This window comes from Solwaraspora sp. WMMD791 (genome assembly GCF_029581195.1).
GTDB lineage: Bacteria > Actinomycetota > Actinomycetes > Mycobacteriales > Micromonosporaceae > Micromonospora_E.
The window spans coordinates 3,051,201-3,077,800 of sequence record NZ_CP120737.1 but is presented as its reverse complement, the minus strand read 5'-3'; the positions used below and the strand labels follow the sequence as shown (position 1 = coordinate 3,077,800).

The 26,600-nt window shown below is 71.2% G+C and carries 23 protein-coding genes and 1 pseudogene; 16 read left to right on the top strand and 8 right to left on the bottom strand.

Annotated elements, in window-relative coordinates:
• Nucleotides 1–30 precede the first annotated feature (30 nt).
• The 7 genes from O7623_RS13480 (at nt 31) to O7623_RS13450 (ending at nt 7,928) form a co-directional block, all read left to right on the top strand.
• On the top strand, nt 31–1,062 hold the full coding sequence (locus O7623_RS13480; RefSeq protein ID WP_282229402.1) for a cobalamin biosynthesis protein: 1,032 nt from the start codon (nt 31–33) through the stop codon (nt 1,060–1,062).
• Nucleotides 1,063–2,694: a cobyric acid synthase gene (locus O7623_RS13475; protein ID WP_282228965.1), complete on the top strand. Its 1,632-nt coding sequence runs from the start codon at nt 1,063–1,065 to the stop codon at nt 2,692–2,694.
• 29 nt (nt 2,695–2,723) lie between these two features.
• Nucleotides 2,724–3,434 carry a hypothetical protein gene (locus O7623_RS13470; RefSeq protein ID WP_282228964.1) on the top strand — a complete coding sequence of 237 codons (711 nt, stop codon included), beginning with the start codon at nt 2,724–2,726 and terminating at the stop codon, nt 3,432–3,434.
• 32 nt (nt 3,435–3,466) lie between these two features.
• Nucleotides 3,467–4,606 carry a M48 family metallopeptidase gene (locus O7623_RS13465; RefSeq protein ID WP_282228963.1) on the top strand — a complete coding sequence of 380 codons (1,140 nt, stop codon included), beginning with the start codon at nt 3,467–3,469 and terminating at the stop codon, nt 4,604–4,606.
• A gap of 62 nt (nt 4,607–4,668) precedes the next feature.
• A complete protein-coding gene (locus tag O7623_RS13460; protein WP_282228962.1) occupies nt 4,669–6,054 on the top strand; it encodes a dipeptidase in 1,386 nt (461 codons plus the stop codon).
• Between the two features lie 10 nt (nt 6,055–6,064).
• On the top strand, nt 6,065–6,310 hold the full coding sequence (locus tag O7623_RS13455) for a hypothetical protein (protein ID WP_282228961.1): 246 nt from the start codon (nt 6,065–6,067) through the stop codon (nt 6,308–6,310).
• 49 nt (nt 6,311–6,359) lie between these two features.
• Nucleotides 6,360–7,928, top strand: a complete 1,569-nt coding sequence (locus O7623_RS13450) for an ATP-dependent DNA ligase (protein ID WP_282228960.1) — start codon at nt 6,360–6,362, stop codon at nt 7,926–7,928.
• 103 nt (nt 7,929–8,031) lie between these two features.
• On the opposite strand, the gene O7623_RS13445 is transcribed toward O7623_RS13450, so the two are convergent.
• Together O7623_RS13445 and O7623_RS13440 are read right to left on the bottom strand one after the other, a co-directional pair.
• Nucleotides 8,032–8,316 carry an antibiotic biosynthesis monooxygenase family protein gene (locus O7623_RS13445; protein WP_282228959.1) on the bottom strand — a complete coding sequence of 95 codons (285 nt, stop codon included), beginning with the start codon at nt 8,314–8,316 and terminating at the stop codon, nt 8,032–8,034.
• Nucleotides 8,317–8,319: 3 nt separating this feature from the next.
• Nucleotides 8,320–9,345 (bottom strand): glutathione S-transferase C-terminal domain-containing protein, encoded by a 1,026-nt coding sequence (locus O7623_RS13440; protein ID WP_282228958.1) that lies wholly within the window; start codon nt 9,343–9,345, stop codon nt 8,320–8,322.
• Between the two features lie 331 nt (nt 9,346–9,676).
• On the opposite strand from O7623_RS13440, the gene O7623_RS13435 reads away from it, so the two are divergent.
• From O7623_RS13435 to O7623_RS13425, 3 genes are all read left to right on the top strand, one after another.
• Entirely contained in the window at nt 9,677–10,048 is a 372-nt protein-coding gene (locus tag O7623_RS13435; RefSeq protein ID WP_282228957.1) for a hypothetical protein, read from the top strand.
• A 46-nt stretch (nt 10,049–10,094) separates the two neighbouring features.
• Nucleotides 10,095–10,514: a roadblock/LC7 domain-containing protein gene (locus tag O7623_RS13430; RefSeq protein WP_282228956.1), complete on the top strand. Its 420-nt coding sequence runs from the start codon at nt 10,095–10,097 to the stop codon at nt 10,512–10,514.
• Between the two features lie 75 nt (nt 10,515–10,589).
• Nucleotides 10,590–11,339 carry a Clp protease N-terminal domain-containing protein gene (locus O7623_RS13425; RefSeq protein ID WP_282228955.1) on the top strand — a complete coding sequence of 250 codons (750 nt, stop codon included), beginning with the start codon at nt 10,590–10,592 and terminating at the stop codon, nt 11,337–11,339.
• Between the two features lie 71 nt (nt 11,340–11,410).
• On the opposite strand, the gene O7623_RS13420 is transcribed toward O7623_RS13425, so the two are convergent.
• From O7623_RS13420 to O7623_RS13400, 5 genes and pseudogenes are all read right to left on the bottom strand, one after another.
• The gene (locus O7623_RS13420) at nt 11,411–12,376 is read right to left on the bottom strand and encodes a YihY/virulence factor BrkB family protein (RefSeq protein ID WP_348775144.1); all 966 of its coding nucleotides are present in this window, start codon (nt 12,374–12,376) and stop codon (nt 11,411–11,413) included.
• A 202-nt stretch (nt 12,377–12,578) separates the two neighbouring features.
• A pseudogene (metK, locus tag O7623_RS13415) lies at nt 12,579–13,777 on the bottom strand (methionine adenosyltransferase).
• A 78-nt stretch (nt 13,778–13,855) separates the two neighbouring features.
• Nucleotides 13,856–14,956 carry a methyltransferase gene (locus O7623_RS13410; protein ID WP_282228953.1) on the bottom strand — a complete coding sequence of 367 codons (1,101 nt, stop codon included), beginning with the start codon at nt 14,954–14,956 and terminating at the stop codon, nt 13,856–13,858.
• Between the two features lie 66 nt (nt 14,957–15,022).
• The gene (locus tag O7623_RS13405) at nt 15,023–16,708 is read right to left on the bottom strand and encodes a class I adenylate-forming enzyme family protein (RefSeq protein ID WP_282228952.1); all 1,686 of its coding nucleotides are present in this window, start codon (nt 16,706–16,708) and stop codon (nt 15,023–15,025) included.
• 30 nt (nt 16,709–16,738) lie between these two features.
• A complete protein-coding gene (locus O7623_RS13400; RefSeq protein WP_282228951.1) occupies nt 16,739–17,101 on the bottom strand; it encodes a VOC family protein in 363 nt (120 codons plus the stop codon).
• A gap of 231 nt (nt 17,102–17,332) precedes the next feature.
• On the opposite strand from O7623_RS13400, the gene O7623_RS13395 reads away from it, so the two are divergent.
• The 6 genes from O7623_RS13395 (at nt 17,333) to O7623_RS13370 (ending at nt 23,597) form a co-directional block, all read left to right on the top strand.
• Complete coding sequence (locus O7623_RS13395; protein ID WP_282228950.1) at nt 17,333–18,589, top strand: aspartate kinase; 1,257 nt, start codon at nt 17,333–17,335, stop codon at nt 18,587–18,589.
• Between the two features lie 36 nt (nt 18,590–18,625).
• Complete coding sequence (locus O7623_RS13390; RefSeq protein WP_282228949.1) at nt 18,626–19,435, top strand: 2-amino-3,7-dideoxy-D-threo-hept-6-ulosonate synthase; 810 nt, start codon at nt 18,626–18,628, stop codon at nt 19,433–19,435.
• A 137-nt stretch (nt 19,436–19,572) separates the two neighbouring features.
• Nucleotides 19,573–20,676 carry a 3-dehydroquinate synthase II gene (locus tag O7623_RS13385; RefSeq protein WP_282228948.1) on the top strand — a complete coding sequence of 368 codons (1,104 nt, stop codon included), beginning with the start codon at nt 19,573–19,575 and terminating at the stop codon, nt 20,674–20,676.
• Between the two features lie 28 nt (nt 20,677–20,704).
• Complete coding sequence (locus O7623_RS13380; RefSeq protein WP_282228947.1) at nt 20,705–21,835, top strand: FAD-dependent oxidoreductase; 1,131 nt, start codon at nt 20,705–20,707, stop codon at nt 21,833–21,835.
• Complete coding sequence (locus O7623_RS13375) at nt 21,835–22,728, top strand: NAD(P)H-binding protein (RefSeq protein ID WP_282228946.1); 894 nt, start codon at nt 21,835–21,837, stop codon at nt 22,726–22,728. Before O7623_RS13380 ends, O7623_RS13375 begins: the two co-directional genes overlap by 1 nt.
• Nucleotides 22,725–23,597 carry an NAD(P)-dependent oxidoreductase gene (locus O7623_RS13370; RefSeq protein ID WP_282228945.1) on the top strand — a complete coding sequence of 291 codons (873 nt, stop codon included), beginning with the start codon at nt 22,725–22,727 and terminating at the stop codon, nt 23,595–23,597. Before O7623_RS13375 ends, O7623_RS13370 begins: the two co-directional genes overlap by 4 nt.
• Before the next feature lie 23 nt (nt 23,598–23,620).
• Here O7623_RS13370 and O7623_RS13365 read toward each other — a convergent pair whose 3' ends face one another.
• The gene (locus O7623_RS13365; RefSeq protein ID WP_282228944.1) at nt 23,621–26,518 is read right to left on the bottom strand and encodes a LuxR C-terminal-related transcriptional regulator; all 2,898 of its coding nucleotides are present in this window, start codon (nt 26,516–26,518) and stop codon (nt 23,621–23,623) included.
• Between the last annotated feature and the right edge of the window lie 82 nt (nt 26,519–26,600).

Below are 26,600 nucleotides of genomic sequence, written 5' to 3'. Positions count from 1 at the left end.
GCTGCCGGGGTGGCACACCGTGCAGGCAGGATCCGGAGTACGGCGGCAGCCGCCACGGCTGGCGGGCTGCTCGCCGGGTACGCCCTCGACGCGGTCCTCGGCGATCCACGCCGGTGGCATCCGGTCGCCGGGTACGGCCGGTTCGCCGGCGCGCTGGAGCGGCGGATGTACCGGCCGACCCGTGGTGCCGGTGTCGCCTTCGCGGCGGTGGCGGTCGGCGCGCCGGTGCTCGCCGCCGCAGCCGCTGCGGCGGCGACCCGGCGGCACCCGCTGGCCCGGGCAGCGCTCGTCGCCGGCACGACCTGGGCGGTGCTCGGTGGGCGCACGCTGCGTACCGAGGCGCGGGTGATGGCACGGGCACTGCGCGACGACGACGTGCCGGCGGCCCGCGCCCGGCTCAGCCACCTGTGCGGGCGGGACCCGGCCACGCTCGACGCACCGGAGCTGGCCCGGGCGACGGTCGAGTCGGTCGCCGAGAACACCTCGGACGCGGTGGTCGCCCCACTGTTCTGGGGTGCCGTCGCCGGTCTTCCCGGCCTGGTCGGCTACCGCGCGGTGAACACCCTCGACGCGATGGTCGGGCACCGCTCACCGCGTTACGCACGCTTCGGCACCGCTGCGGCACGCCTCGACGACCTGCTGAATTACGTGCCGTCACGGCTGACCGGCCTGGCCGCCGTGTGGTGGGCGCCGGCGGTCAAGGGTGACCGGGCGGCGGCGTTTCGGGTGTGGCGGCGGGACCGGGCCGACCATCCGAGCCCGAACGCCGGCCAGTGCGAGGCGGCGTTCGCCGGTGCGCTCGGGGTCCGGCTCGGTGGGCGAAACGTCTACTTCGGGCGCTCTGAGGTGCGTCCGTACCTTGGCGACGGTCCAAGGCCGTCACCGCGTCGGATCCGGCGGGCCGCGACCCTGTCCCGGCTGGTTGGCCACACCGCAGCCGCTACCCTTCCCGCCCTCGCTGCTCTCCGCGCACTCCGCGCTCTCCCGGCTCTCCCCGCCCTTCCGGCTCCCCGCGCGATCTTGCAGTTATCGAGAGCTTTTGTCCGGAATGTCCGTCGATAAGTGCAAGATCGTCGAGACCTGACGGGTGGTGGCGGCGGTGGCGGTGGTGGGCTGCTGGTGGCCGGGACCACCTCCGACGCCGGCAAGAGCGTCCTGACCGCCGGCATCTGCCGTTGGCTGCACCGCCGAGGGGTGCGGGTCGCCCCGTTCAAGGCGCAGAACATGTCCAACAACTCGGCCGTCGTCGTCGGCGCCGACGGCCGGGGCGGCGAGATCGGTCGGGCGCAGGCGATGCAGGCCGCCGCCTGCGGGCTGGAGCCGCAGGTGCGGTTCAACCCGGTGCTGCTCAAGCCCGGCAGCGACCGGTCCAGCCAGGTGGTGCTGCTCGGCGAAGCCGTCGACACCGTCACCGCGACCAACTACCGCACCATGCGGTCCCGCCTCGCCGGCACGGTCCACGCCACGTTGGCCGAACTGCGCGCCGAGTACGACGTGGTGATCTGCGAAGGGGCCGGCAGCCCCACCGAGATCAACCTGCGGGCCGGTGACTTCGTCAACCTCGGGCTGGCCAGGCACGCCAACCTTCCAGCCATCGTCGTCGGCGACATCGACCGGGGCGGCGTGTTCGCCGCGATGTTCGGCACCGTCGCGCTGCTCAGCCCCGAGGACCAGGCGCACATCGCCGGATTCGTGATCAACAAGTTCCGGGGCGATCTGGGACTGCTGCGACCCGGTATCGACATGCTGCACCAGGTCACCGGCCGACCGACGTACGGGGTGCTGCCCTGGCGGCCGGACCTCTGGCTCGACGGTGAGGACTCCCTCGCGTACGGCCGGACCATCGGTCGGCCCACGGCGCCGCGCGGCCGGGACACGCTGCGGATCGCGGCGGTCCGGCTGCCCCGCATCTCCAACGCCACCGACCTGGAGGCGTTCGCCGCCGAGCCGGGAGTGCAGGTCCGGCTCACCGTCGACCCGGCCGACATCGCCGCCGCCGACCTGGTCGTGCTGCCCGGCACGAAGTCGACCGTGGACGATCTCGCCTGGCTGCGGCGCACCGGGCTGGCCGAGGCGGTGACGGCGCACGCCGCCGCCGGCCGCCCGCTGCTGGGCATCTGCGGCGGTTTCCAGATGCTCAGCCGGGTCGTCCACGACGAGGTGGAGAGCCGCCGGGGCAGCGTCGAAGGGCTCGGGCTGCTGCCCGTCGAGATCACCTTCGCCGCTCGCAAGACCGTCACCCGCAGCGCCGGCCGCGCCTACGGCGACGTCCCGGTACGCGGCTACGAGATCCACCACGGGTACGTCTCCCACATCGCCGGGTCGACCCCGCCGCTGATCACCGACACCGACACCGACACCAGCAGCGGCAGCGGCAGCGGCACGGCAGGCGGTACAGCAGGCGGTACGGAAGGCGTGCGGGTCGGATCGATCTGCGGTACCCACTGGCACGGCGCGTTCGAGTCCGACGAGTTCCGCCGCCGCTACCTCGACGAAGTGGCCCGGCTGGCCGGCCGGCACGGTTTCGTCGTCGCGCCGGACACCGACTTCGCGGCGTTGCGACAGCACGGGTTGAACCTGCTCGGCGACCTGGTCGAGGAACATCTCGACACCGACGCGCTGTGGCGGCTGATCGAACGCGGGCCACCTCCCGGACTACCGTTCATCCCACCAGGAGCGCCCAAGGCGCCCTGACCACACACACCGGGGGAGGGCGACTGGCGGTGCGCGGCGTACAGCAGACGGGGGCGGTGCCGGCGGGCGGGCCGGGGAGCCTGGCGACCTTCGCCGGGCTGGCCCGGCAGGTGTACGCCGGCCCGGCCCGGCTCGGTCGGGTCCGGCTCGTCGCCGTGGACGGCCCGAGCGGCGCGGGCAAGTCGACCTTCGCCGAGCGCCTGGCCACCGCCTGCGCCGAGGCCGCGTCGCCGTCTCCGGCCGTCGCGGTCGTGCACACCGATGATCTGCTCGACGGCTGGCACGACCAGTTCACCTTCTGGCCACGGCTGCACGAGTGGGTGCTCGGTCCGCTGGGCGCGGGTCGGCCGGCCCGCTACCGACGGTACGACTGGGCCGCCGGGCGGTTCCGCGACGAGTGGACCGTCGTCGACCCGCCCGACGTACTCGTGATCGAGGGGGTGAGCGCGGCCCGCGCGGCGATCCGGCCGACCGCGACGCTGTCGGTGTTCGTCACCGCCGCCGCGCCGGTGCGGCTGGCCCGGTCGCTGGCCCGCGACGGGGCGGCGATGCAGCCGGCCCTGGACCGGTGGCGGCGGGCCGAGGAACGATTCTTCACCACCGACGGTACGGCGGCCGCAGTCGATCTGGTCGTCGACACGTCGGCGGCGGGACCTGCGGATACGTCGGCGTACCGGCGGGTCGGCGGGCGGGCGGACGTAGACGCCGGTGGTGCCGGTGGGGCACCATCGGCGGGGTAGGCCAGTCCAGCCGACCCCGGGGGGCACCCGAGATGACCGCAGACGACGACGGCGCCACGCCGACGACCGGCGGCGGTACGCCGGACGCCACCAGCGGCGGCGGTACGCCGGACGCCACCACCCCGGCTCGGCGGCGGGTCGCGCTGACCGGGATCAGTTCCCGGGCCTGGGAGCACCCGGCCGACCGGGGCGCGCTGACCGCGTTGCGGGAGCTGCGGGGCTTCGACGACGTCGTGAAGACGTTCTTCGGGATGTGGAACGAGCGGGCGTTCCGCCTGACCTATCTCGCGTCGTCGATCCGGGTGGATCACCGCCAGTATCCCCGGGTGCACCGGATCTTCGTCGAGGCGGCGACCACGCTCGACGTACCGGAGCTGCCGGAGCTGTTCGTGACCCAGTCCCCGGTGCTCGGCGCTGCGGCGATCGGGTTGGACAAGCCGTTCATCGTGGTCAACAGCGCCTGCGTACAGCAGCTCGACGACGAGGAGCTGCGCACCCTGCTCGGTCACGAGCTGGGCCACGTGCGCAGCGGGCACGCCGTCTACCAGACGATTCTCACCATTCTGACCCGCTGGGCGGCGAACCTGAGCTGGCTGCCGGTCGGGGCGATCGCGCTGCGGGCGATCATCGCGGCGATGCTCGAATGGTGGCGCAAGGCGGAGCTGTCGGGTGACCGCGCCGGTCTGCTCGCCGCCCAGGATCCAGCGGCGTCGCTGCGGCTGCTGATGAAGCTGGCCGGCGGGGGCGACCTGAGCCAGATCGACACCGCCGCGTTCCTGGAGCAGGCCGCCGAGTACGAAGGCGGCGGCGACCTGCGCGACAGCGTGCACAAGCTGCGGATGACGGCGTGGAGCACCCATCCGGTGCCGGTGGCGCGGGCGGCCGCGCTGCGGCAGTGGATCGACTCCGGCGGGTACGGGCAGGTGCTGGCCGGTGACTATCCGCGCCGCGACGACGACGCGACGGCGTCGGTGACCGAGGAGATCAAGGCCGCCGCGCAGGCGTACCGGGAGGAGTTCAGCCGCAGCCAGGATCCGCTCGTCGGGCTGCTGCGCCGGCTCGGTGCCGGTGCCGCCGACATGGGGGAGTGGGCCACCGGTGCGGCCGGCCGGGCCCGGTCCTGGATGAACGCGGCGAGCAGCAGCGGCCGGTCCGGCCCGCGACCCCGCTGATCGGCCGGTCCGTCCGGCCCGTGACCGTCCGGGCGCGGCGATCCGGCACCTACGATCGTCGGATGACTACTGCCATCCCCACCGCCGCCGACCTGCGGTCCGCCATCGCCCGTGAGCTGCCCGGGGTCCGTACCGACCTGGAAGAACTGATCCGGATTCCGGGTATCGCGTTCGACGGGTTCGATCACAGCCAGGTGGAGCGGTCCGCCGCCGCCGTCGCCGAGTTGGCCCGAGGTTGCGGACTGGACGTGCAGGTGGTCCGGGCCGGCGGCCAGCCGGCGGTGATCGGTCGGCGACCCGCGCCGCCCGGTGCCCCGACGGTGCTGCTCTACGCCCACCACGACGTGCAGCCGGTCGGTGATCCGGCGCTGTGGACCAGCGATCCGTTCGAGCCGGTGGAGCGCGACGGCCGGCTGTACGGCCGGGGCGCCGCCGACGACAAGGCCGGCGTGATGGCGCACATCGCGGCGCTGCGGGCATTCGGCGACGCGCTGCCGGTCGGCGTGGTGCTCTTCGTCGAAGGCGAGGAGGAGTACGGCAGCGAATCGCTGTCCCGGCTGCTCGCCGCCCATCGGGACGAGCTGGCCGCCGATGTCATCGTGATCGCCGACTCGGCGAACTGGGAGATCGGCGTTCCGGCGCTGACCACGTCGTTGCGTGGACTGGTCAGCTGCTTCGTCGAGGTACGGACCCTGCGCCAGGCGGTGCACAGCGGCATGTTCGGTGGTCCGGTGCCGGATGCGCTGACGGTGCTCTGCCGGTTGCTGGCCACCCTGCACGACGACGCGGGTGACGTGGCGGTACCAGGACTGGTCGGGCGGACCGGTGCCGTCGTCGACCTGCCGCAGCAGCGGTTGCGCGACGAGGCCGGGATGATCGACGGGCTGCGGTTCACCGGCACCGGGGCGTTGACCGACCGGCTCTGGACCAAGCCGGCGGTGTCGGTGCTCGGCATCGACGCCCCGGCCGCCGACAGCGCGCCGAACGCGCTGGTGCCGGCGGCTCGGGCCAAGGTGAGTCTGCGGCTGGCACCCGGTGACGACCCGGCGAGCGCGTACGCGGCGTTGGCCGCGCATCTGCAGGCGAACGTCCCGTGGGGTGCCCAGGTCGAGGTGAGCCTGGAAAGTGACGGCGGCGCCTGCGTCATCGACGCGACCGGTCCGTACTTCGACGCGGCGCGGGCGGCGTTCGCGGCGGCCTGGGACGGTGTGGCTCCGGTGGAGATCGGCGTCGGCGGGTCGATCCCCTTCATCGCCACCTTCCAGGAGATGTTCCCGGCGGCGGCGATCCTGGTGACCGGGGTGGAGGATCCGCACGCGGGTGCGCACGGGCCGGACGAGAGCCTGCACCTGGGCGAGTTCGAACGGGTCTGCCTGGCGGAGGCGTTCCTGCTCGCGGCGGTGGCGGATCCGGCGATTCACCTGCCTGTAGGTGCGCCGGTACGCTAGAATTTCGAACATGCGTACGAATGAGGTGATCGCGCGGCTGGATGCCGCGGTCAGTGCTCTGCGGGACGTAGACGTCTCCGCGTGGCCCGAGGAGTCGCTGCGCGCCCAGCTCAGCGAGCTCTCGGTCGCGCTCTGCGCCATCGACTCCGCGTTGGCGAGGGTGGCCGACGAGGTGCGTGCCCGTGGTCTGCGGGTCGAGGAGCCAGCGACGTCGACGCCCTCGCGTCGTGGCGAGCCGGAGCTGATCACGGCCTAGCCGTCGGACAACGCCCCTGCTCGTCGCAGGTGGCTGCCAGGATGGGGCGGTGCGGTTCATCGACCTGGCAGCCACCTCGGCCGCGGTGCGGGCCACCTCCGGCCGACGTGCCAAGGTGGAGTTGCTCGCCGCCGCCTTGCGGGCGTTGGCGGCCGACGAGTTGACAGCGGGTGCGGCCTGGCTCGCCGGTGAGTTGCGGCAGCGGCAGACCGGCGTCGGGTACGCCGGCCTGCGTGACCTGCCGCCGCCGGCGTCCGAGGCGTCGATGTCGGTCGCTGACGTCGACGCCTCGATCACTGCGATCGCCGCCGTCGCCGGTGCCGGCGCGCAGGCCCGCCGACGCGATCTGCTGGGCGCGTTGTTCGCCGCCGCCACCGCCGACGAGCAGCGGATGCTCGTCGGGCTGTTCACCGGCGAGCTGCGCCAGGGCGCCCAGGCCGGGCTGCTCATCGACGCCGTCGCCCGCGCCGCCGAGGTCCCGCTCCCCTTGGTACGCCGAGCGCTGCTGCTCGCCGGTGATCCGCCCACGGTGGCGGCCGCCGCGCTCACCGGTGGCGCGCCGGCGCTGGCCGCCTTCACTCTGACGGTGGGGCGTCCGCTGGCTCCGATGCTGGCCCGCAGCGCCGCGTCGGTCGACGACGCGCTGGCGGCCACCGGTGTTCCGGCGGTCGTGGAGACCAAGCTCGACGGGATCCGGATCCAGGTGCATCGCAGCGGCGGTGACATCGCGGTCTTTACCCGCAGCCTGGACGATGTCACCGCCCGGGTGCCGGCGGTGGTCGCCGCCGCGCAGGCGTTGCCGGTCCGCGAGATCGTGCTGGACGGGGAGGCACTGGCACTGGACGCCGCCGGACGACCTCGGCCGTTCCAGGAGACGTCCCAGTTGGCCGCGACCCGCTCGGCGGGCAGCCCCGGCGCCGACAGCCCCGACACCGGCACGACCAGTGCCAGCAGCGGGCGGCTGACACCGTACTTCTTCGATCTGCTGCACCTCGACGGCGCGGACCTGCTCGACGAGCCTGGCGAGGTGCGGTGGCCGGCGTTGGCGGCGGCGGTCCCGGCCGGCCTGTTGGTGCCGAGCTGGCGTGTCGTCGACGTCGGGCAGGCCGCCGCAGCGTTCGCCGCTGCGCTGGACGCGGGCCACGAGGGCGTGGTGGTCAAGTCGCCGCAGGCGCCGTACGACGCGGGCCGCCGTGGTGCCGCCTGGGTCAAGGTCAAGCCACGGCATGTGCTCGACCTGGTGGTGCTGGCGGTGGAGCGGGGCAGCGGGCGGCGTACCGGCTGGCTGTCCAACCTGCACCTGGGTGCCCGGGATCCGGCCGGTGACGGGTTCGTGATGCTGGGCAAGACGTTCAAGGGGTTGACCGACGAGATGCTGCGCTGGCAGACGCGGCGGTTCACCCAACTGGCGGTCGAGGAGGGCGACTGGGTCGTGCGGGTCCGCCCGGAGCAGGTCGTCGAGGTCGCCTTCGACGGGGTGCAGGCCAGCCGCCGGTACCCGGGCGGGTTGGCGTTGCGCTTCGCCCGGGTGCTGCGTTACCGCGACGACAAGTCGGCCGCCGACGCGGACACCATCGACACGGTCCGCGCCATCCACGCCGGCCGCCGTACCTACTGACGTCGGCCGTACCTACTGACGTCGGCCTGGGCCGTCTGGCGTCGGCCGTACCACTGACGCGGGCCGGTACGTCGCCCGCCGACGCCGGCTGGGTGCCCCCCGGTTACGGCGGGCCGACCGACGACACCTCGTACCGCCAGACCTGCGCGTCACGGATCTGGGTGGTCTGCTCCGAGGACGGCCCCGAGCCCCGGAACCGGAGCAGGTCGGCCTCGGACTCCCAGCGTTCGTGGATGTTGATCCGGCCGGGGTCGACGAGATCGGCGCCGAGCGTGAAGTCGAGACAGCCGGGTGCCGACCGGGCGGCCCGGATCACCTCCTGGCAGCCGGCCAGGTAGGCGTCGCGGTCGGCGGGATCGACGTGCAGCGTGCCGGCAATGATGATCATGTGTCAGCCAAGCGGATTGTGGCCGGCCGGCACGATCTCGGTGGTCGGCGGCGGGGGTGGCGGGGTGCCGTCGCCGAACGGCCGGCCGCCGAGCCGGTCGCGTCCGTGCGGGGTCAGCCAGTTGTCCAGCTCCGGTCCGAGCGGGACGACGCCGGTCGGGTTGATGTCCCGGTGCACCTCGTAGTAGTGCCGTTTGATGTGCTCGAAGTCGATGGTGTCGCCGAATCCGGGGGTCTGGAACAGGTCCCGGGCGTACGCCCACAGCACCGGCATCTCGGTCAACTTCTGCCGGTTGCACTTGAAATGTCCGTGGTAGACCGGGTCGAACCGGACCAGGGTGGTGAACAGCCGTACGTCGGCCTCGGTGATGGTGTCGCCGACCAGGTAGCGCTGGGTCTCCAGCCGGGTGGAGAGCCAGTCCAGGCGGTCGAACAGCCGCTGGTAGGCCTTGGCGTACGCCTCCTGGCTGCCGGCGAAGCCGCACCGGTAGACCCCGTTGTTGACGTCGGCGAACACGACCGCGTTGACTTCGTCGATCTCGGCCCGCAGCGGCTCGGGGTAGAGCTGCGGCGCCCCGGGCCGGTGGTACGCGGTCCACTCGGTCGACATGTCCAGGGTGATCTGGGCGTAGTCGTTGGTCACCACCTGGCCGGTGGCGACATCGACGATCGCAGGTACGGTGATTCCCCGGTCGTAGTCGGGGAACCGGGCGAAGAACGCCTCCTGCAGCCGCTCGATGCCGAGCACCGGATCACGGCCGTCCGGGTCGAGGTCGAAGGTCCAGCTCCGCTTGTCGTGGGTGGGTCCGGCGACGCCCATGGACAGCGCCTGCTCCAGGCCCAGGAGTCGGCGGACGATGATGGTCCGGTTCGCCCACGGACAGGCCCGGCTGACCACGAGCCGGTACCGCTCCGGTTCCACCGGGTAGCCGTCGCGCCCGTCGGCGGTGATCCGGGTCGCGATGTAGCGCTGGTCACGGGTGAACTCGCCGCCGGGGTTGACGTAGGTGCCGTCTGCCGCTTTCGCCATACCAGCACCGTACCCACTCGACGGCTGTCGCATCCCGCTACCCGCACCGGACCGTCGCTCTGCCCGGGTCGCGGTGCCTGCCCTGGCCGGCTGAGCTGCGGTATCGGTCATGCCGGTAGCTTCGACGGCGCTCCGGCGACGTGCGGTCGGCTGCTCAGCCAGTAATCGCCTCGCGACGTGCGGACTGCCCGGCGTCGTGTCACCCTCCGGTGGGGAACGTGACACCGGACCGGTGCGGCACCCGGTGCGAGGTCGGGTCGGCCCGCCGGGACCTTGCGGCAGCGCTGGTGGCATACGCTCGCCGACCAGCTGAATCATCCGGAGGTAGGGCATGGCTTCGCTCGACGCGGCGCTCAAGGACGCGATGACCATCGAGGGCGCGATCGGTGCCGCGGTGGTGGACTATTCCAGTGGAATGACCCTGGGGACGGCCGGTGGATCGGCTGATCTGGATCTCTCGGTCGCGGCGGCCGGCAACACCGACGTGGTCCGCGCCAAGCTGCGTACGCTGGAGATGCTGAAGATCGACGATGGGATCGAGGACATCCTGATCACCCTCGACACCCAGTACCACCTGATCCGTCCGGTCTCCTCCCGCTCCGGCCAGGGGCTGTTCATCTACCTCGCGTTGAGTCGCTCGCGGTCCAACCTGGCGTTGGCCCGCCACCAGTTGCGGCAGATCGAAGCCGGCCTGGAGCTCTGAGTCGGGCCACGGCTGCCGGGGCGTTGTGGGCGAACGGAGATCACTGATGTCGGAAACCAACGGCACCGGACCGGCGGTGCCGGATCCCGCGTACACGGAACTGGCCGCCCTCAAGCAGGCGGTCACCGGGGTGATCGGGTCGGTGATCGCAGGCGTCGACGGGCTGTTGCTGCTGCACGACCTGACCGACGGCACCCAGCCGCACGACCTGGCCGCGCTGGCGGCGGCGACCTTCGGGCTCGGCCGCCAGACCGGGCTCGCGCTGCGACAGGGGCCGTTCCGTGAGTCGACGGTACGCAGCCACCGCGGCTACTTCTCGGTGTACGCGATCAACGACAAGGCGTTGCTCGCGGTCCTGGGTGCGGACGGGCTGAACGTGGCCCGGCTGCACATCGAGGCGCGGGCGGTGACCGGGCGGCTGGTGAACATGCTGGACGTGCACGTGGCGAATCAGCTCCGCCTCTGACCGGCCCTCGCGAGGGCACGGGTCGCCGTCAACACAGGGTTGACGATCCGTCATGCGTCAACCTATGGTTGACGCATGACGGAATCCGATGCTTCCACGACGCCCCGACTCCAGTTCGACCAGCCGGTCCGACTCGACGAACTGATCGCCGGCATCACCCGGGCCAACGACGACCGGCTCGCCCAGCTCAGCAACGCGGTCGTCGTCGGCGACCACCTCGGCGAACTCGCCGACCACCTGATCGGCCACTTCGTCGACCAGGCCCGCCGCTCCGGCGCATCCTGGACCGAGATCGGCCGGGCCATCGGTGTCACCAAGCAGGCCGCGCAGAAGCGGTTCGTGCCGAAGTCGCCGAACGAGCCCAACGACCTCGACCCGCAGCAGGGTTTCAACCGGTTCACCCCTGAGGCGCGTGACGTGATCGTCGCCGCCCAGAACGAGGCCCGAGCGGCCGGCAACGACGAGATCTGCACCGCGCACCTGGCACTCGCCCTGCTCGCTGCGCCCGGTACGCTCGCCGCCCGGGCGATCGCGGCGCAGGTCAGCGACCTCGACCAGGTACGCCGGCAGGCAGCCGCCGCCCTACCGCCGCCCGTGGACCAGGTGCCCGAGCTGGTTCCTTTCGACGCCCACGTCCGCAAGGTGCTGGAGCTGACCTTCCGGGAGGCGCTGCGGCTGGACGACCGGGCCGTCGGCACCGCCCACGTGCTGCTGGCGTTGTTGGAGTTCGCCGCCGACACCGGGCCACTAGCCGATCTCGGCATCACCAAGGCCGCTGCCGAGGCGTACCTGCGGGACGCACCGTCGCGCGACGACACGGCGTGACGCCCGATGCCACGGACTGACCGGCGGGTGCCACGGACTGACCAGCCGGGGTCGGCGCGGCCACCTGCTGGTCAGTCCGGCTCACCGGCCGGTCGCTGCCGGGGAACGAGTGTGCGGGTGTCGCGCAGCTGCAGGTAGGGCTCGCGGTCCCCGGGATGCCCGGCGGCGATCGCCCGGCCACGCTCCAGTTCGGCGTCGACTTCACCGCCGAGCAGGATCGCGATGTTGGTCAGCCACAGCCAGACCAGGAAGACGATCACCCCGGCGATGGTGCCGTACGTCTCGTTGTAGGACGCGAAGTTGGCGACGTAGAACGCGAACGCGGCGGAGACCAGCAGCCAGAGCAGCACCGCCAGGACGCTGCCCGGACTGATCCAGCGGAACCCGCCGTGCCGGGCGTTCGGCGTCGCCCAGTACAGGATCGAGAACATCAGACTGACCAGCACCACCAGGACCGGCCACTTGGCGATGTCCCACCCGGCGACCGCCGCCGGCCCGACGCCGAGCAGTTTGCCCGCCTGTGTGGCGAGTTCCCCGGTGAACACCACGATCAACGCGCTGGCGATCAGCATCACCCCGATGACGGCGGTGACGCCGAGCCGGATCGGCAGGGTCTTCCAGATCGGCCGACCCTCCGGAACGTCGTAGATGGCGTTGGCGGCCCGCATGAACGCGCCGATGTAACTCGAGGCCGACCAGAACGCGGCGAGCAGACCGACGATCGCGACGAGTCCTGCCGTACCACCGTTGTCCCGGACCTGGTCGATCGCCTGGTCGAGGAAACCGCCGATCTCGCCGGGAGCGATCTCGCCGATCACTCCTTGGACGTCGTCGGTGGCGCCGTCGCCGAGCAGCCCGAGGACCGCGACCAGGACCAGCAGCCCTGGGAAGATCGACAGTACGCCGTAGTAGGTGAGTCCGGCGGCCAGGTCGGGGATGGCGTCGGCGGTGAACTCCCGGACCGTCCGGCGGACGGCCGCCCACCATGAGGAGCCACTGAGAGCGGTCGGGCTGTCCGGGCCCTCGTCCGGCCCCACCGGACGCGGCGGAGTGCCTGTCACGTCCGGTGGGGCCGGACGCGGCCCGGTGCCCGCCGGCTCTGTTCGCCGTTCTGTTGACATCGCCGTGACCTCCGGTTTCCTGCGTTCCAGAGGTCTTGCCCAGAGGCGCCGACGACCAATCCTGGCTGCCCGGTCGGGCAGGCGGCGGGCGGCCCGCCACCCGACGACACCGCTGGGATCAGGCGCCAGCGGCAGACTTCAGATCCGCCGCCCGGTCCGTGCTCTCCCACGAGAACTCCGGCAACTCCCGACCGAAATGCCCGTACGCCGCCGTCGGCCGATAGATCGGCCGCAACAGATCCAGATCCCGGATGATCGCCGCCGGCCGCAGATCGAACACCTCACCGACCGCCCGCTCGATCCGCTCCACCGGCACCGTCTCCGTACCGAACGTCTCCACGAACAAACTCACCGGATGCGCCTTACCGATCGCATACGCCACCTGCGCCTCACACCGCTCCGCCAACCCCGCCGCGACCACGTTCTTCGCCACCCACCGCATCGCGTACGCCGCCGAACGATCCACCTTCGACGGATCCTTGCCCGAAACGCCCCACCACCATGCCGGGCATACCCACCGTACGTGTCCACAATAATCTTCCGACCGGTCAGACCCGCGTCACCCATCGGACCACCGATCTCGAACCGACCCGTCGGGTTCACCAACAACCGGTAACCCTCCGTATCCAGACCAAGACCCTCCAACTCCGGCCCGATCACATGCTCACGCACGTCCGGCGTCAACAACGACTCCAACGAGATGTCCGCCGCGTGCTGACTCGACACCACCACCGTGTCCAACCGCACCGGACGCCACCCGTCGTACTCCACCGTCACCTGCGTCTTACCGTCCGGCCGCAGATACGGCACCGTCCCATCCTTACGCACCGCCGACAACCGCCGCGCCAACCGATGCGCCAACGCGATCGGCAACGGCATCAGCTCCGGCGTCTCCGCACACGCGAACCCGAACATCATGCCCTGATCACCCGCGCCCTGCGCGTCCAACGCGTCATCGGCCGACTCACCGACCCGCAACTCGATCGCCGTGTCCACCCCCTGCGCGATGTCCGGCGACTGCGCACCGATCGACACACTCACCCCGCACGACGCCCCGTCGAACCCCTTCTTCGACGAGTCGTACCCGATCCCCAGGATCGTCTCCCGCACGATCGCCGGAATATCGGCGTACGCCTGCGTGGTGACCTCCCCGGCCACATGCACCTGACCGGTGGTGATCAACGTCTCCACAGCGACCCGCGACCGCGGGTCCTGCGCCAGCAACGCATCAAGAATCCCGTCACTGATCTGGTCAGCGATCTTGTCCGGATGACCCTCCGTCACAGACTCGGAGGTGAAGAGACGGTGGTAGGGCATGGCGACTCCTGTCTGAACGGGGGCGCGGCGGCCACCAGCGGGTGCGGCGGCCGGCCGCAGACTGCGCGGGCCGACGGATCAGGCCGGCACCGCGACGATCACGCTGGTGGGCGCGGGGGTTCCCCGCGTCTCCTTGTGCCGCAGCCCGGCGGCCTCGAACAATCGTACGAACTCCGGCTCGGTGCGGACGTGACCGTTGAGCAGCGACAACATGACGATGTCCTCGAACTTGCCGAAGTGCGGTGCGTCGCCCTCAGGCAGCACCTCGTCGATGACGATGAGTTGGCCGTCCTCGCGCATCGCCGACCGGATGTTACGCAGGATCGCGATGGCGTCCCGGTCGTTCCAGTCGTGGATCGTCCACGACAGCACGTAGACGTCGCCGTCCGCCGGCACCGAGGTGAAGAAGTCGCCGCCGACACACTCGGACCGGTCCTGCAACCCGGCGGCGGCCAGCACCTCGGCCGCCTCGGCAGCCACCGCCGGCTGGTCGAATACCACCGCGGTCAGCTTGGGGTAACGCTGCAGCAGGGTCGACACCAGGAGACCCTTGCCGCCGCCGACGTCGACCAACCGGCGGGCGTCGGACAGGTCATGCGCCTCCAGGGTGGCCGAGTTGACCATGCGAGCCATCGTGCCCATCGCCCGGTTGAACAGTGCGGACAGCTCGGGTCGGGCCCCGAAGTAGGTCCACCAGTCGGTGCCGTGCACCTGGTCGAACGAGGGCTTGCCGGTCCGCAGGCTGTGGGCCAGCGCGCCAAATGCCCGCTGCCGTTCCGGTAGCCCGACGTAGCGGGCGAGGTCGCGCATGGATCCGTGCTCGTCGCTGCGCAGTGTGGCGGCCAGCGGAGTGAGTCGGAAGGTGCGCGGTGCGACCTCGGTGAACACCCCGACGCTGGCCAGGGCCCGCAGCGCACGGTACAGCGCGGCGGCGTCGCTGCCGGTCCGTCGGGCGAGTTCGTCGACGTGGCAGTGCTCCTCGAGACTGCCGAAGGCATCAGCCACGCCGATGTCAGCGACCGCGACGAGCAGCTGGCTGACCAGTGAGCTGTAGAGCATCTCGTACATGCGGACCGGGGCGGGCGCGTTCGTTCCGTGGTGCAACGTGATGGCGTCACTGCCCGGCATGTCGTCGCGGCCGTACGTCGGCCAGTTGGCGGCATCAGCTTGCGAGGTCATCGGAACCTTCCTTGTGGTTGGTGGGACAGGCCGGCCCGGCGCCGGGTACGCCGCCGGGCGGCTCCGTCAGGTCACAGGTTGTTGCAGTACAGCGCTGAATCGTTGCCGCAATTGACGCTTCAAGACCTTGCCGGTCGGGCCGGTCGGGAAGTCGGCCGGATCGGTGGCGACCGCGACCGCCCGCAGCGTCGGTAGATCCCGTGCCGCGAGTGCGGAGTTCACGGTCGCCAGCAGGTCGTCCGGTTCCGCCGCACCGGGGGCCAGCTTGACCGCGGCGAACGGCACGTCCCCGGTCTCCGGGCCCGGTGCCCTGACCGCCACCACCGCACAGTCGGCGATCTGCGGGCAGCCCACCAGGATGGCCTCCTCCAACGGCAGGCTGTAGACCGGCCCGCCGCTGGTGTGGATGACGTCGGGCACCCGGTCCAGGTGGTAGAACTTGCCGGTCTCGTCGCGGTAGACGACGTCACCGGTCAACCAGTATCCGGAGATCGACGACCGGTTGGTGGTCGCGGAGTCGTTCCAGTAGCCGGCTGTCCGGGTCGGGGTGCGCACGCCGAGCCGACCAGGTTGGTGTGGGCCGAGGAGCCGTCCTGCGTCGTCCAGGACAGCCGCTTCGCGGACCACCCCGATCGGGGTGCCGACGCATCTGCCGTAGTCCGCGCTCTCCGGCTCGCTGACCTTGCGGAACAGTGCCATACCCATCTCCGACGAGCCGAGCCCGTCGACGAAGCGGGAGCCGGGGCGTCCACCTCGTCGACCGGGCCGGCGTCCATGCCGGATCAGCGCGCGGATGTGCGCCTCGTGGGCCGAGTCGCCGGTGTTGATCCAGGTGTGTATGTCGGTGGTGGCGGAGGGGTCGAGTGACATCTCGGCCAACTCGGCGTACGTCTCAGGGAACGCGACCACCATCGACGGCCGGAACGCGGCCATGGCCTGATGTACCGCCTGGCCGCTGGAATCCGCCATCACCAGCGTGGGCAGGCCCAGCAGGGTCGCCGTCATCAGGTAGCTGATCCCGGCCGAGTGTGATTGCGGCAGGGCGGACAGCAGCCGGTTTCGGCTGGCCGCCGGGAAGTTCCAGAGCCGTTGTCGCTTTCCGAGGAAGAACTGGCGGTGGCCGAAGGTGGCGGCCTTCGGCGGCCCGGTCGTGCCGGAGGTGTGGCACAGCATGACGGGGTCATCGTCGGCATGCGGATACGGGTAGCGGGGCGGAAGGGCGTTGGTCATGGGGACGGTGGACAGTTCGTCGTGGTCCGCCATCCACCGCGTACCGATGCCGTGTCGGCGTAGCGCGTCCAGCCGATCGGCGGTGGCCACGACGCCGACGGCGCCGATGCGGGTGATGTACTCGGCCGCGACCGGGGCGGGCATCCGGCCGTTGATCAACGCCGCCACCGCCCCGAGGGAACTGACCGCGAGGAAGTGCAGGAACGGGTCGATGCCGTTGTCGACGTAGACCGCAACCGGGTCGCCCTTGCCGACTCCGGCCGTGTGATACCAGGCAGCGTACGCATCACGTGTCCGCGTCAACTTGTCCAGGCTGAACGGTTCGACCGGTCCGGCCGGGTGGGAAGCAGGCCGTTGAGCGAAGAGGAACGGCCGGTCGGAGCGCCGGGTGTGCGCGCACACCCGGTCAAGGAAGTTGCCCACGCCGAGGTCGCGGTCGACCGCGAGCCTGAGCCGTACGGAGAGCGGGATCCGCGCGGACACGTCGACGGTGATTCTGGGCAGTACGTCAGGAGGGTTCATCGTCCACCTCTGATCGGCTGGTCCCGCGGGTCACCCCTCGTAGACGGTCAGTTCGTACCCGTCCGGGTCGCGGAACTGGAACTCCCGGCCGCAGAATCCGTCGCACGGGGGCTTGGTCAGCGTGACGCCGTTCTGCTGCAGGTGCGCGGCGAGGCCGTCCGGATCCTTCGCTTTGATCCAGATCACCACACCCCAGCCGAGCTGCGAGACCGAGTCGAGGTCGATCGAGGTCTGCCGGAGTGCGAGGTTGATCGGATCCGCCTCGAATACGGCGGCGGTCGGCACCTTCGACTCGCCGGGCACGAAGCCGACGATGTCGCGGTAGAAGGTGCGGGACCTTTCCAGATCGCGGACCTGCAGAGTCAGAAAGTTCGGTCCTACCACGTTGCTCATTGCTCTTCCTCCCTGTCTTGTTGTGCATTCCCGTGGGAACGTCGTTGCGATGATTCTTCCCGGGCCCAATCATCCTGTCCATGGCGCGTTTGCGGGATCCGCTTCTCGTTGTTGCTCCTAGCGCTATTTGCAATGACGAAGATGTATGTCAGGTGATCGCGTGATGTGGTCCACTTCGTTGGTGTCCGAGTATTGGTGGCGGTCACCGCTCCTGCTCTGATTGGCGATGTCATGAAAATTGCGGTGCAAAAATACGGCGGAACCTCCCTGGCCAGCAGTGCGCAGATCAGATCGGTGGCCGGCCGGGTGGCGGAGTGCCGCCGGGACGGCCTCGCCACGGTCGTCGTGGTGTCGGCCAGAGGTGCGTCCACCGACCGGCTGATCGCCGAAGCGGCCGAGGTGGCGATGATCCGTTCCGGGCGGGAACTGGACCAACTGCTGGTCACCGGTGAGAACGCTGCGGCGGCCCTGGTCGCCCTGGCTCTGCAGGACCGGGGGATGCCGGCGATCTCGCTCACCGCCGCGCAGGGCGGCATCTCGGCCGTCGGACGGCACGGTACGGCGATGATCGCCGAGGTTGACGACCAGCGGATCCGCCGCCATCTGGCCACCGGGAAGGTCGTGGTGGTCGCCGGGTTCCAGGGAATGACGCCCGACGGTGACGTGGTGACCCTCGGGCGAGGTGGCTCGGACACCACCGCCGTCGCCCTGGCCGCTGCGCTCGACGCTGTCAGCTGCGAGATCTACACCGACGTCGAGGGTGTCTTCACCGCGGACCCCCGGATCGTGCCGCAGGCCCGTGTCCTGGACACGGTCGGCGTCGGCGTGATGGCGGAGATGGCCTTCGCCGGTGCCCGGGTGCTGCACTGCCGGGCCGTCGAACTGGCGGCGGCCCGCGGGATGGACCTGGTGGTACGCAACTCGATGTCGCGCCAGCCAGGCACCACGATTCTCGGACGGAGCGATCCAGCAATGATGGAGAACGATGGATTCGTCACTGCGGTGACCCACGACCCCGACGCCGCGCTCGTGCGGATCGAGCCGATGCGGGACAACCCGGACCTCGCCCGGTACGTACTGGGCGTGCTCGCTGCGGCGTCGGTGCCGGTCGACATGGTCACCCTGCCCGAGTCGGGCGGTGGCACTGGTCGGTCGATGCGCTTCACCATCCGGCGTAGCGACGTGCCGGACGCGACCGACGCCCTGGGCAGTTCGGCGATCGGCGCCGACGCGCGGTACACGATGGATCCGTCGGTGGGGAAGCTGTCACTGGTCGGCGCAGGTCTGTTCAGCCGTCCGGAGAACGCCGCAGCGATGCTCGACGTGCTCGCCGAGCAGGCCGTTCCAGTCAGTCTGATCGCTGCCACCCAGCTGCGGATCACCGCTGTCGTACCACGGGACCGACTCGTCGCTGCTGCTGCGGCGCTGCACCGGCGTCTGAACCTGGACCGGCCGGAGATCCCGACCGGCTCGCTGACCCTGGCGTGACGACCGTCGCGCCGTACGCCCAGAAGGGAACGCATCATGGCTGTCCTCCGGTCGTTCGGGACCCAACTGAGACTCCGGCGGCTCACCAGACACGGTGACGGCAGGCTCCTCGTGGTTCCACTGGATCACTCCGTCAGCGACGGCCCACTGATGCGCGCCGACCGGCTCGGTCCGCTCGTCGCCGGGCTGGCCGACAGCGGTGTGGACGCGGTCGTGCTGCACGGGGGCAGCGTCCGCGCGGTGGACCCGGCAGCGTTCGGAACGACGGCGCTGATCGTGCACCTCAGTGCAAGTACCCGGCATGCGGCCGACCCTGATGCGAAGTTCCTGGTGGCCAGTGTCTCGGCGGCGGTACGCCGGGGCGCCGACGCGGTGAGCGTGCACGTCAACATCGGCTCACGGGAGGAGGCGCGGCAACTCGCCGACCTGGCGACCGTGGCCGAGGAAGCGGATCGGTGGGGTGTCCCGGTGCTCGCCATGATGTACCCCCGGGGTCCGCGCATCGACGACCCGCACGCACCGGAACTGGTGGCGCACGCCGCGACCCTCGCCGCCGACCTCGGCGCCGACCTGGTCAAGGTCCCGTTCGCGGGCAGCGCGGGCGCGATGGCCGAAGTGGTCGCGGACTGCCCGATCCCGGTGGTGGTCGCCGGAGGAGGCGTCCGCGACGGGTGGCCGGAGCTGGCCGGCTACGTGGAAGCGGTGATGCGGTCCGGGGCAGCCGGACTCGCGATGGGCCGAAACATCTTCCAGGCCCCGGATCCCTCGGGGCAGGCCCGTCGGGTGGTCGCGCTCGTGCATCCGGGCAGGGTCGCCGTACGGGACGAGATCCTCGCGCCCGTGTGAACCGGCACCGTCCGGTCCGCTTTCGATGCCGTCGGCAGGTGACCGGCGGCGGACGTCGAGGGTGCGATCACCGTCGCGTCGATCACGGTAAGTCCCAGTCCTGACCTGTCACCAAGGCGATTCTGAGGAGGAAACTCGTGAGCAAGCTCTGCTGGATCGATGTCCGTGGCCTGGCCGGTATCCGTGCCGCCGTCGTGGAGGAGGCGATCCACCAGCGGGTGGACGCGGTGGTCGCGGACAGCGTCGCCGACCTTGCCGAACTGCCGCCCACGATCCGCAAGGTGCTGGTCCCGGCGGGTGAACTCCCGTCCGACCTCACCGGCGTGGACGTCGTGATCGTCGACCCGCAGGTACACGGTCACCCGGCCGAGCTGGCCGGTCGCCATCCGGACGTCGAGTTCGGCCGGTACGTGGAGATCGTCGACGCTCCGACGCTAGACCTGGCCTGCGCGGCGGCCCGCACCGACCGGTGGTGTCTGCTGCACTTCAAGGACCCGACGAAGATCCCTCTGGAGATCGTGATCGCGGCGAGCGCGGGTGCCAACGGCAGCATGATCACCACGGTCGCCGACATCGAGGAGGCGGAGATCGTCTTCGGCGTGCTGGAACACGGCTCGGACGGGGTTCTGCTCGCGCCGACGGAGGTGGGCCAGACGACCGCGCTCGCCCGCGCGGCCACCGACCAGGTCCAGCACCTCGATCTCGTCGAACTCGAGGTGGTGCGTACCGCGCACGTCGGCATGGGTGAACGCGCATGCGTGGACACCTGCACCTACTTCGGTAAGGACGAGGGGATTCTGGTGGGATCCCACTCCAAGGGCATGGTGCTGTGCGTCAGCGAGACCCATCCGCTGCCGTACATGCCGACCCGGCCGTTCCGAGTCAACGCCGGAGCCATCCATTCCTACACCCTCTCGGTCGGCGGCCGCACCAATTACCTCAGCGAGCTCATGGCGGGTAGCAAGGTGCTCGCGGTCGACGTCAAGGGCCGGGCCCGGGCCGTCACGGTCGGCCGGGTCAAGATCGAGAGCCGTCCGCTGATCTCGGTCGACGCGGTCGCTGCCGACGGCACCGAGGTCAACCTGATCCTGCAGGACGACTGGCACGTCCGGGTGCTCGGCCCCGGCGGTGCGGTGCTCAACAGCACCGAACTACGCCCCGGTGACCGGCTGCTCGGCTACCTGCCGGTCGCCGACCGCCACGTCGGCCACCCGATCTCCGAGTTCTGCCTCGAGAAGTGAGCGACCGCGGTAGAGGGAAGGGCCTGCAATGACGACATTGGGACGCGCTATCGACGTGGCGGTGATCGGCGCCGGCGTGCTGGGGTTGGCGACGACCGACGCGCTGGTCCGCCGAGGCGTCGACGTGCTCTGCTTCGACGGCCGGCCGCCGGGACAGGCGCAGTCCGGCGGTCTGACCCGGACCTTCCGCCACCGGCACGACAACGACCTGGTGGTCCAGCTCGCGGTCGAGGCCAGGGAAGGGTTCCGCCAGTGGGAACGGCGCAGCGGTCGGCGAATGGTCGGCCAGGAAGGGGCGGTCTACGCCGGGATGACCGACAGCGACGTCAAGGGCCTGGTGGCGCACGGCGTTCCGCACTCGTTCGTCCCCGCCGAGAGGCACCGGGAGTTCTTCGGCCCGCTGGCCCCGGTCGACGGCCCGCTGCTGATCGACCCCGGTGCCGGCGCGATCCGCGCCCGCCGGGTGATCGACGCGCTCTCCGGCTGGGTCCGGGACCGGATCGTCCCCGCCGAGGTGCACGCGGTGACCATTCCGGTCGCCGGCCGAGGGGTCGAGTTCCACACCGCCGACGCCATCCACCGGGCCCGCCACGTGGTCATCGTCGCGGGTACCGCGACGCCCCGGATCGCCGCCGGGGTCGAGTTCGACGTACCGCTGCAGGTCGCCCTGCACGCCCGGCCGCACTACGAGGTACGCGACGAACACCGGGGCGGCCCACTGCCCTGCTGGGTCGACCGGTCCGGCCGGTACGGCGAGACGGTCTACGGCTCACCGATCGGCAGCACCGGTCGGTACGTCCTCGGTCTCATCGGCGACGACGTGGACATTCCGCTGACCCCAGCCGGCGCGTTGCCGCCCGGGCGCAGCATGGACGAACACGTCCGACGGGTCGGCGACTACGTTCGCCGTGCGCTACCGGGACTGGACCCCCGGCCGGTCGGGGTCCGGGTCTGCACGATGACCAAGTTGCCGGCCGGCAGCGACGCGTTCCACGCCTGGCACACCCCGGGTGTCACCGCGTTGACCGGTCACAATCTGTTCAAGCTGGCTCCGGTGCTGGGTGAGCTGCTCGCTGAGACGGCGCTCACCGACCGGCTGGCCGCCGATCTGGCCCGGGCCGGCGCGGGGGCGCTCGACGCGCCGGCCGGAGTCCGGTGATGATCGCGGTCACCGGGTCGACCGGCACGGTCGGCCGGGCGCTCGTCGCAGAGTTGGCCGACCGCGTCGCCGCGCTGCGGTTGCTGGTCCGACCCGGGGCGGTTGCCGCCGACCCACGTGGCCGGCAGGCCGAGGTCGTGCCCGTCGACATCACCGACCCCCGACAGGTGCGCCGCGCGCTCGCCGGTGTACAGCGGCTGTTTCTGCTCACCCCGTTCGTTCCGGGGCAGGACGCGCTGCAGATCGCGATCATCGACGAGGCCGTCCGGGCGGGGGTGGAAGCCGTCGTCAAGCTGTCCGCGTTCGGTGCGGATCCGCAGGCGGTCGCCCGCGTACACCGTGAGCACGGTCGGTCCGACGAATGGCTGCGCCGTAGCGGCGTCGCCCATGTGGTGCTGCGGCCGAACGCCTTCATGCAGAACGCCGGGCAGTGGCTGCCGGCGATCGACCAGTTCGACGCGGTCCCGTTGCCGACCGGTGCCGCGCGGGTCAGCATGATCGACGCTCGGGACATCGCGGCGGTCGCCGCCGCGGCACTGACCGCACCTCGCCTTCCTACCGGCAGTCACGACCTGACCGGGCCGGTCTCACTGAGCTATCCGGATGTGGCGCAGGTGCTGTCGACCGTCGCCGGCAGGCCCATCCGGCACTGGGACCTCAGCATGCCGGCCGCCGCCGACCTGATGCGCCGCTCTGGCGTGCCGGACTGGGCGATCTCGGCCCGGCTCGAGCTCTACCAGAGCTATCGGCGGGGTGAGGCGGACCGGGTCACCGACAGCGTGCAGCGGTTCACCGGCCGGCCCGCACGTAGTTTCGCGGGGTACGCCGCAGAGCTGGCCGACCGGCTGCGCCGACCGGACGACCGGTCGGTGATCTCACAGGCGGCACCGTGAAGGCCTTCGTGGTTGGCGGTACGGGCCTGCTCGGCCGGCACCTGGTGCCGATGCTGATCGAGGAGGGTCACCGGGTCACCGTCATGTCTCCCGGTGACCGATGGGGGTGGCTACCGGACGAGGTGGACCGGGTGCGCGCCAGCCTCGTGGCGCCGGGCACCCCGGAGCTGTTGCGGACCCGACTCGCCGGACACGACGTGGTGGTGAATCTGGCCTCGGCGGTCCCGGCGGACCCGACGGCACCGGGTGCCTGGCAGCTGAACACCCAACTACGCCGGGACGGTACGCGGGTCCTGCTGGACGCCGTACGCGACATCGGCGTGCGCCGGCTCGTCCAGATGAGCATCTCCATGGTGTACGCCGATGGCGGCGACCGATGGCTGGACGAGTCCGCACCGTTCGACCCTGACCCCGCCCGGGCCGGCCTGGTCGACCCGGTGGTCGCGATGGAATCGGCGGTGACCCGACACCGCCCGGACGAACTGGCGTGGACGGTGCTGCGCGGCGGGCGGTTCGTCGGGCCGGGAACCCTACAGGACGCTCAGGTGGCCGCACTGCGTGCGGGGCGACTGCCGGTGGCCGGCGACGGTCGGTCGTTCGTGTCGATGGTGCACGTGCGTGATTACGCGGCGGCGGTCTCGGCGGCGGTCCGTGCCGGAGCCGCCGGGCTCGTCTGCAACGTCTGCGCCGATCCGGTCCGGGTCGCGGACTACCTGGACACCGTGGCCCGGCTGGTGGGCGCGGGCCGGCCGCGTCGTGACCCGGCCGGCCGGTCGGAGCTGCCCTCTCAGCGCGTCAGCAGCGCGCGTGCCCGGTGCGAGCTGGGGTGGCGGCCGAGGCACGGCATCTGGCCGACGCCGGCGAAGTGAGCCGCTGGCCGGCGGCGGCACGGTCAGTCGTCGCCGGTCGTGGCACCTGCGGCCCGGTCGTGGAGCAGGACCTGCCGGGTCAGTTCGACCCGACTGGTCACCCCTAGCTTGCTGAAGCTGTGGCGCAGGTGGCTGTCGACGGTGTGGGGTGACACGAACAGTTGGGCGGCCACCTGCCGGTTCGTCAGACCTTCGGCGACCAGCCGGACGACCCGCAGTTCCGACGCGGTCAGGCTGCCCCAGCCCTGGCCACTCGTCGCGTTGGCCTGCCGCTGCCGACGGCGTACCCCCAGCTCGCGAAGAATCTTCTGGGCTCGCGCGGCGTCCCGGACGGCGTTGCACGAAAGGTAGATCGCCAGGGCCTGTTCGACCAGTCGCACCGCGTCGTCCCGGCGAACGTTGACGTCCTCGTGCGCTGCCAGGTCTTCCATCGCGGCGGCCCGGCTCATCACCCTCGGACTCTGTTCCAGGGTGTGCACGGCCCGGCGCAGCGCACCGAGATCATCGTGGATGATGCCCGCAGCGTGCTCGGCGGTCCCGACCAGCGACGGGATGTCCGGGTTGCGGCGGGCCAGCTGGCGGGCGGTCTCGACGGTGGCGGCGGCGAGGGAGTCGGCGCCGGCGGCTCGGGCCAGCCGGGCCAGCTGAGGCGCGGCACACGGTCGGCGGGCCAGCATCCGCAGCAGCACCTGGTCGTCGGTGAGCGCGGCGACGATCGGCGCGATCGCCGTGCTGGCCGACTCTCCACAGGAGATCTGGAACTGGGCGACCGTCCAGGTCAGGTCCGCTGGTACCGGTACGTCGCCAGCGGCGACGATTTCGTGTGCCCGGCCGAGACGGTCCCGCGCGCCGGCCAGGTCGTCGCGGTGGATCGACAGGCTGGCCAGCAGGGTGAGCAGCGGCAGGCTCAACGCCGGCGCGGCGAGCTGCTCGGCGACTCGGGCGCCTGCCTCGGCTTCGGCCACGGCATCGTCGAGGCGTCCGCTCAGCGCCAGCATGGTCGCCCGGTGGTAGTACCACCGGGGCTGGGTCCAGGCAGTGCCGAGGCTGTCGGACTCGCGTTGATCGTGGGTGAACAGGGCCTCGGCCTCGGTGAACTCGTCGACCGCGGTGAGTGCGGCGGCCAGCCACAGGCGCGGATGTCGGCGGCGGGCCTCCCCACCGACCTGTTCGGCTATCCGTACGGCGTCGCGGGCGTAGCCCACGGCGGCCCGCAGATTGCCGACCATCCTTGCCGCGATCGAGCGGGCACTTGTGCCGCACACCAGGGCACCGTAGGCGCCCGTGGCGGCGCCGAGCGCCGCGGCCTCGGTCCCGGCGTTGTCTCCGCCCGCGATGTCGCCGGTGTCGAGCAGCGCATACGCCTGTACGGAGAGCAGTTCGGCCCGGACCGGGTCACCGGGCCGGGCCCGGCCGATGCCCCGTGAGGCGTAGTTGACGACATCACCGCTGTGCCCGGTGACGTGCAGGGCCTCGGCGAGTCCGAGGAGCAGCGCCGCCTCCTGCGCCGAATCCAGCCCGGTGTGCAAGGTGGCCTCGCCCAGCGCGATCGCTTCGCTGATCCGGCCGCCCAGGGCGAGCAGCCGCACCGCCTCGGCGACCAGTTGCGGACGGGACAGGTCGTGTTGGTTGATCAGGTCGAGCATCCTCAGGATGAGGTCGGCGGCCGTGTTCGGTGCGGTCGGAGCGATCTGGGCGACTGCCTGGCGGAGCACCAGGAGGGCCTGCCCGTCGCCGGCGTGTCCGCCCCGTACCAGGTGTTCGGCGACCTCGACGGCGGAGCGTCCCTCCCGTTGCACCACGGTCGCGGCCTCCCGGTGCAGGACCCGCCGGACCGGTTCGGAGAGTTGGCCGTACAGCGCTTCGCGGATCAGGTCATGGCGGAAGCGCAACTCGGTGCCGTCCGCCTCGAGAAGTGCGGCGGAGACCGCCTCGTCGATGGCCGGGAGCAGCTCGATCGCCGAACGACCGACCAGGCCCGCCACCTCGTGCACGGTGAACGGGCGGCCCAGTACGGAGGACGCGTCGAGGATCCGCCGGGTCAGCTCGGGTAGGTCGCGCAGCCGCAGGTCGACCGCGCTGAGGAAGTCGGCCGTCAACTCGGTGCCGACCAGCGTAGCGACGCCATTGGTGACGGTGAGCTGCCCGGTGTCGCGCAGGGTGGACAGGAGCTGTTCGAGGAGGAACGGGTTGCCGTCCCCGCGTTCGGCCATCGTGACGACCGAGTCGTCCGGGGCGGCTCCGAGCATGCTCGCACAGAAGTCCGTGACCGCCTCCTTGCTCAGCGGCTCCAGATCATGGGCGCGGGCACCTTCGCCGATCAACCAGTCGATGGCATCCTGCCCGAAGGTGCGCACCGCGGCGGGCCGGCGCGACAGCAGCCAGGTCAGTGGGGACGAGGCCAGCTCGGGCACCAGGATGCGCAGAGCCAGGGAGGTCAGCTCGTCGCAGAGGTGAGCGTCGTCCAGGCAGACGAGCATCGGCTGCCGCCGTACGTACTGCTCGATCTGTTCGGCGATCTGATCGACCAGCCACAGCGGATTGACGCCGCGGTCGCTGGCGGTGATCAGGTCGAGACCGGGTGGTTGCGCGTTCTGTAACAGCGACCGCATCGTGCTCAGCGGCGCGGCGCGGTCGAGCGCCGTCGCCCGGCCGACCGCGACCGCCATGCCCAGCGCGCGAGCCTCGACGGCGGCGGCGTCCAGCAGCCGACTCTTGCCGATTCCTGCGCTGCCCTGGACCACGATGCACCCGCCCGCGCCGGACGCCGTTTCGATCAGTGCGCGATGCAGGTCGAGAAGGACGTCGGCGCGACCCACCAGCGGCGGCGCGAACAGCCGGTGGCCGGTGACGAGTGCGCCGTGCCGGCGGACGGTGCCGGCACGCAGGCCCGGGTAGCCCTCACCCACGGGTCCGATCATGCGGTTGCCGATCATCTCCGGGACGGGCTGCGTGCCAGCTCTGGTAGTCATCGCGGCTACCACGTGCGGATAGTGCGCAGGG

What these genes read in the sequence shown, in the direction of transcription:
- O7623_RS13465 (WP_282228963.1), top strand. Translation starts at nt 3,467, where the DNA reads ATGACCGCAGACGACGACGGCGCCACGCCGACGACCGGCGGCGGTACG.
- O7623_RS13460 (WP_282228962.1), top strand. Translation starts at nt 4,669, where the DNA reads ATGACTACTGCCATCCCCACCGCCGCCGACCTGCGGTCCGCCATCGCC.
- O7623_RS13455 (WP_282228961.1), top strand. Translation starts at nt 6,065, where the DNA reads ATGCGTACGAATGAGGTGATCGCGCGGCTGGATGCCGCGGTCAGTGCT.
- O7623_RS13445 (WP_282228959.1), bottom strand. Translation starts at nt 8,316, where the DNA reads ATGATCATCATTGCCGGCACGCTGCACGTCGATCCCGCCGACCGCGAC.
- O7623_RS13440 (WP_282228958.1), bottom strand. Translation starts at nt 9,345, where the DNA reads ATGGCGAAAGCGGCAGACGGCACCTACGTCAACCCCGGCGGCGAGTTC.
- O7623_RS13435 (WP_282228957.1), top strand. Translation starts at nt 9,677, where the DNA reads ATGGCTTCGCTCGACGCGGCGCTCAAGGACGCGATGACCATCGAGGGC.
- O7623_RS13430 (WP_282228956.1), top strand. Translation starts at nt 10,095, where the DNA reads ATGTCGGAAACCAACGGCACCGGACCGGCGGTGCCGGATCCCGCGTAC.
- O7623_RS13425 (WP_282228955.1), top strand. Translation starts at nt 10,590, where the DNA reads ATGACGGAATCCGATGCTTCCACGACGCCCCGACTCCAGTTCGACCAG.
- O7623_RS13410 (WP_282228953.1), bottom strand. Translation starts at nt 14,956, where the DNA reads ATGACCTCGCAAGCTGATGCCGCCAACTGGCCGACGTACGGCCGCGAC.
- O7623_RS13405 (WP_282228952.1), bottom strand. Translation starts at nt 16,708, where the DNA reads ATGAACCCTCCTGACGTACTGCCCAGAATCACCGTCGACGTGTCCGCG.
- O7623_RS13400 (WP_282228951.1), bottom strand. Translation starts at nt 17,101, where the DNA reads ATGAGCAACGTGGTAGGACCGAACTTTCTGACTCTGCAGGTCCGCGAT.
- O7623_RS13395 (WP_282228950.1), top strand. Translation starts at nt 17,333, where the DNA reads ATGAAAATTGCGGTGCAAAAATACGGCGGAACCTCCCTGGCCAGCAGT.
- O7623_RS13390 (WP_282228949.1), top strand. Translation starts at nt 18,626, where the DNA reads ATGGCTGTCCTCCGGTCGTTCGGGACCCAACTGAGACTCCGGCGGCTC.
- O7623_RS13380 (WP_282228947.1), top strand. Translation starts at nt 20,705, where the DNA reads ATGACGACATTGGGACGCGCTATCGACGTGGCGGTGATCGGCGCCGGC.
- O7623_RS13375 (WP_282228946.1), top strand. Translation starts at nt 21,835, where the DNA reads ATGATCGCGGTCACCGGGTCGACCGGCACGGTCGGCCGGGCGCTCGTC.
- O7623_RS13365 (WP_282228944.1), bottom strand. Translation starts at nt 26,518, where the DNA reads ATGATCGGACCCGTGGGTGAGGGCTACCCGGGCCTGCGTGCCGGCACC.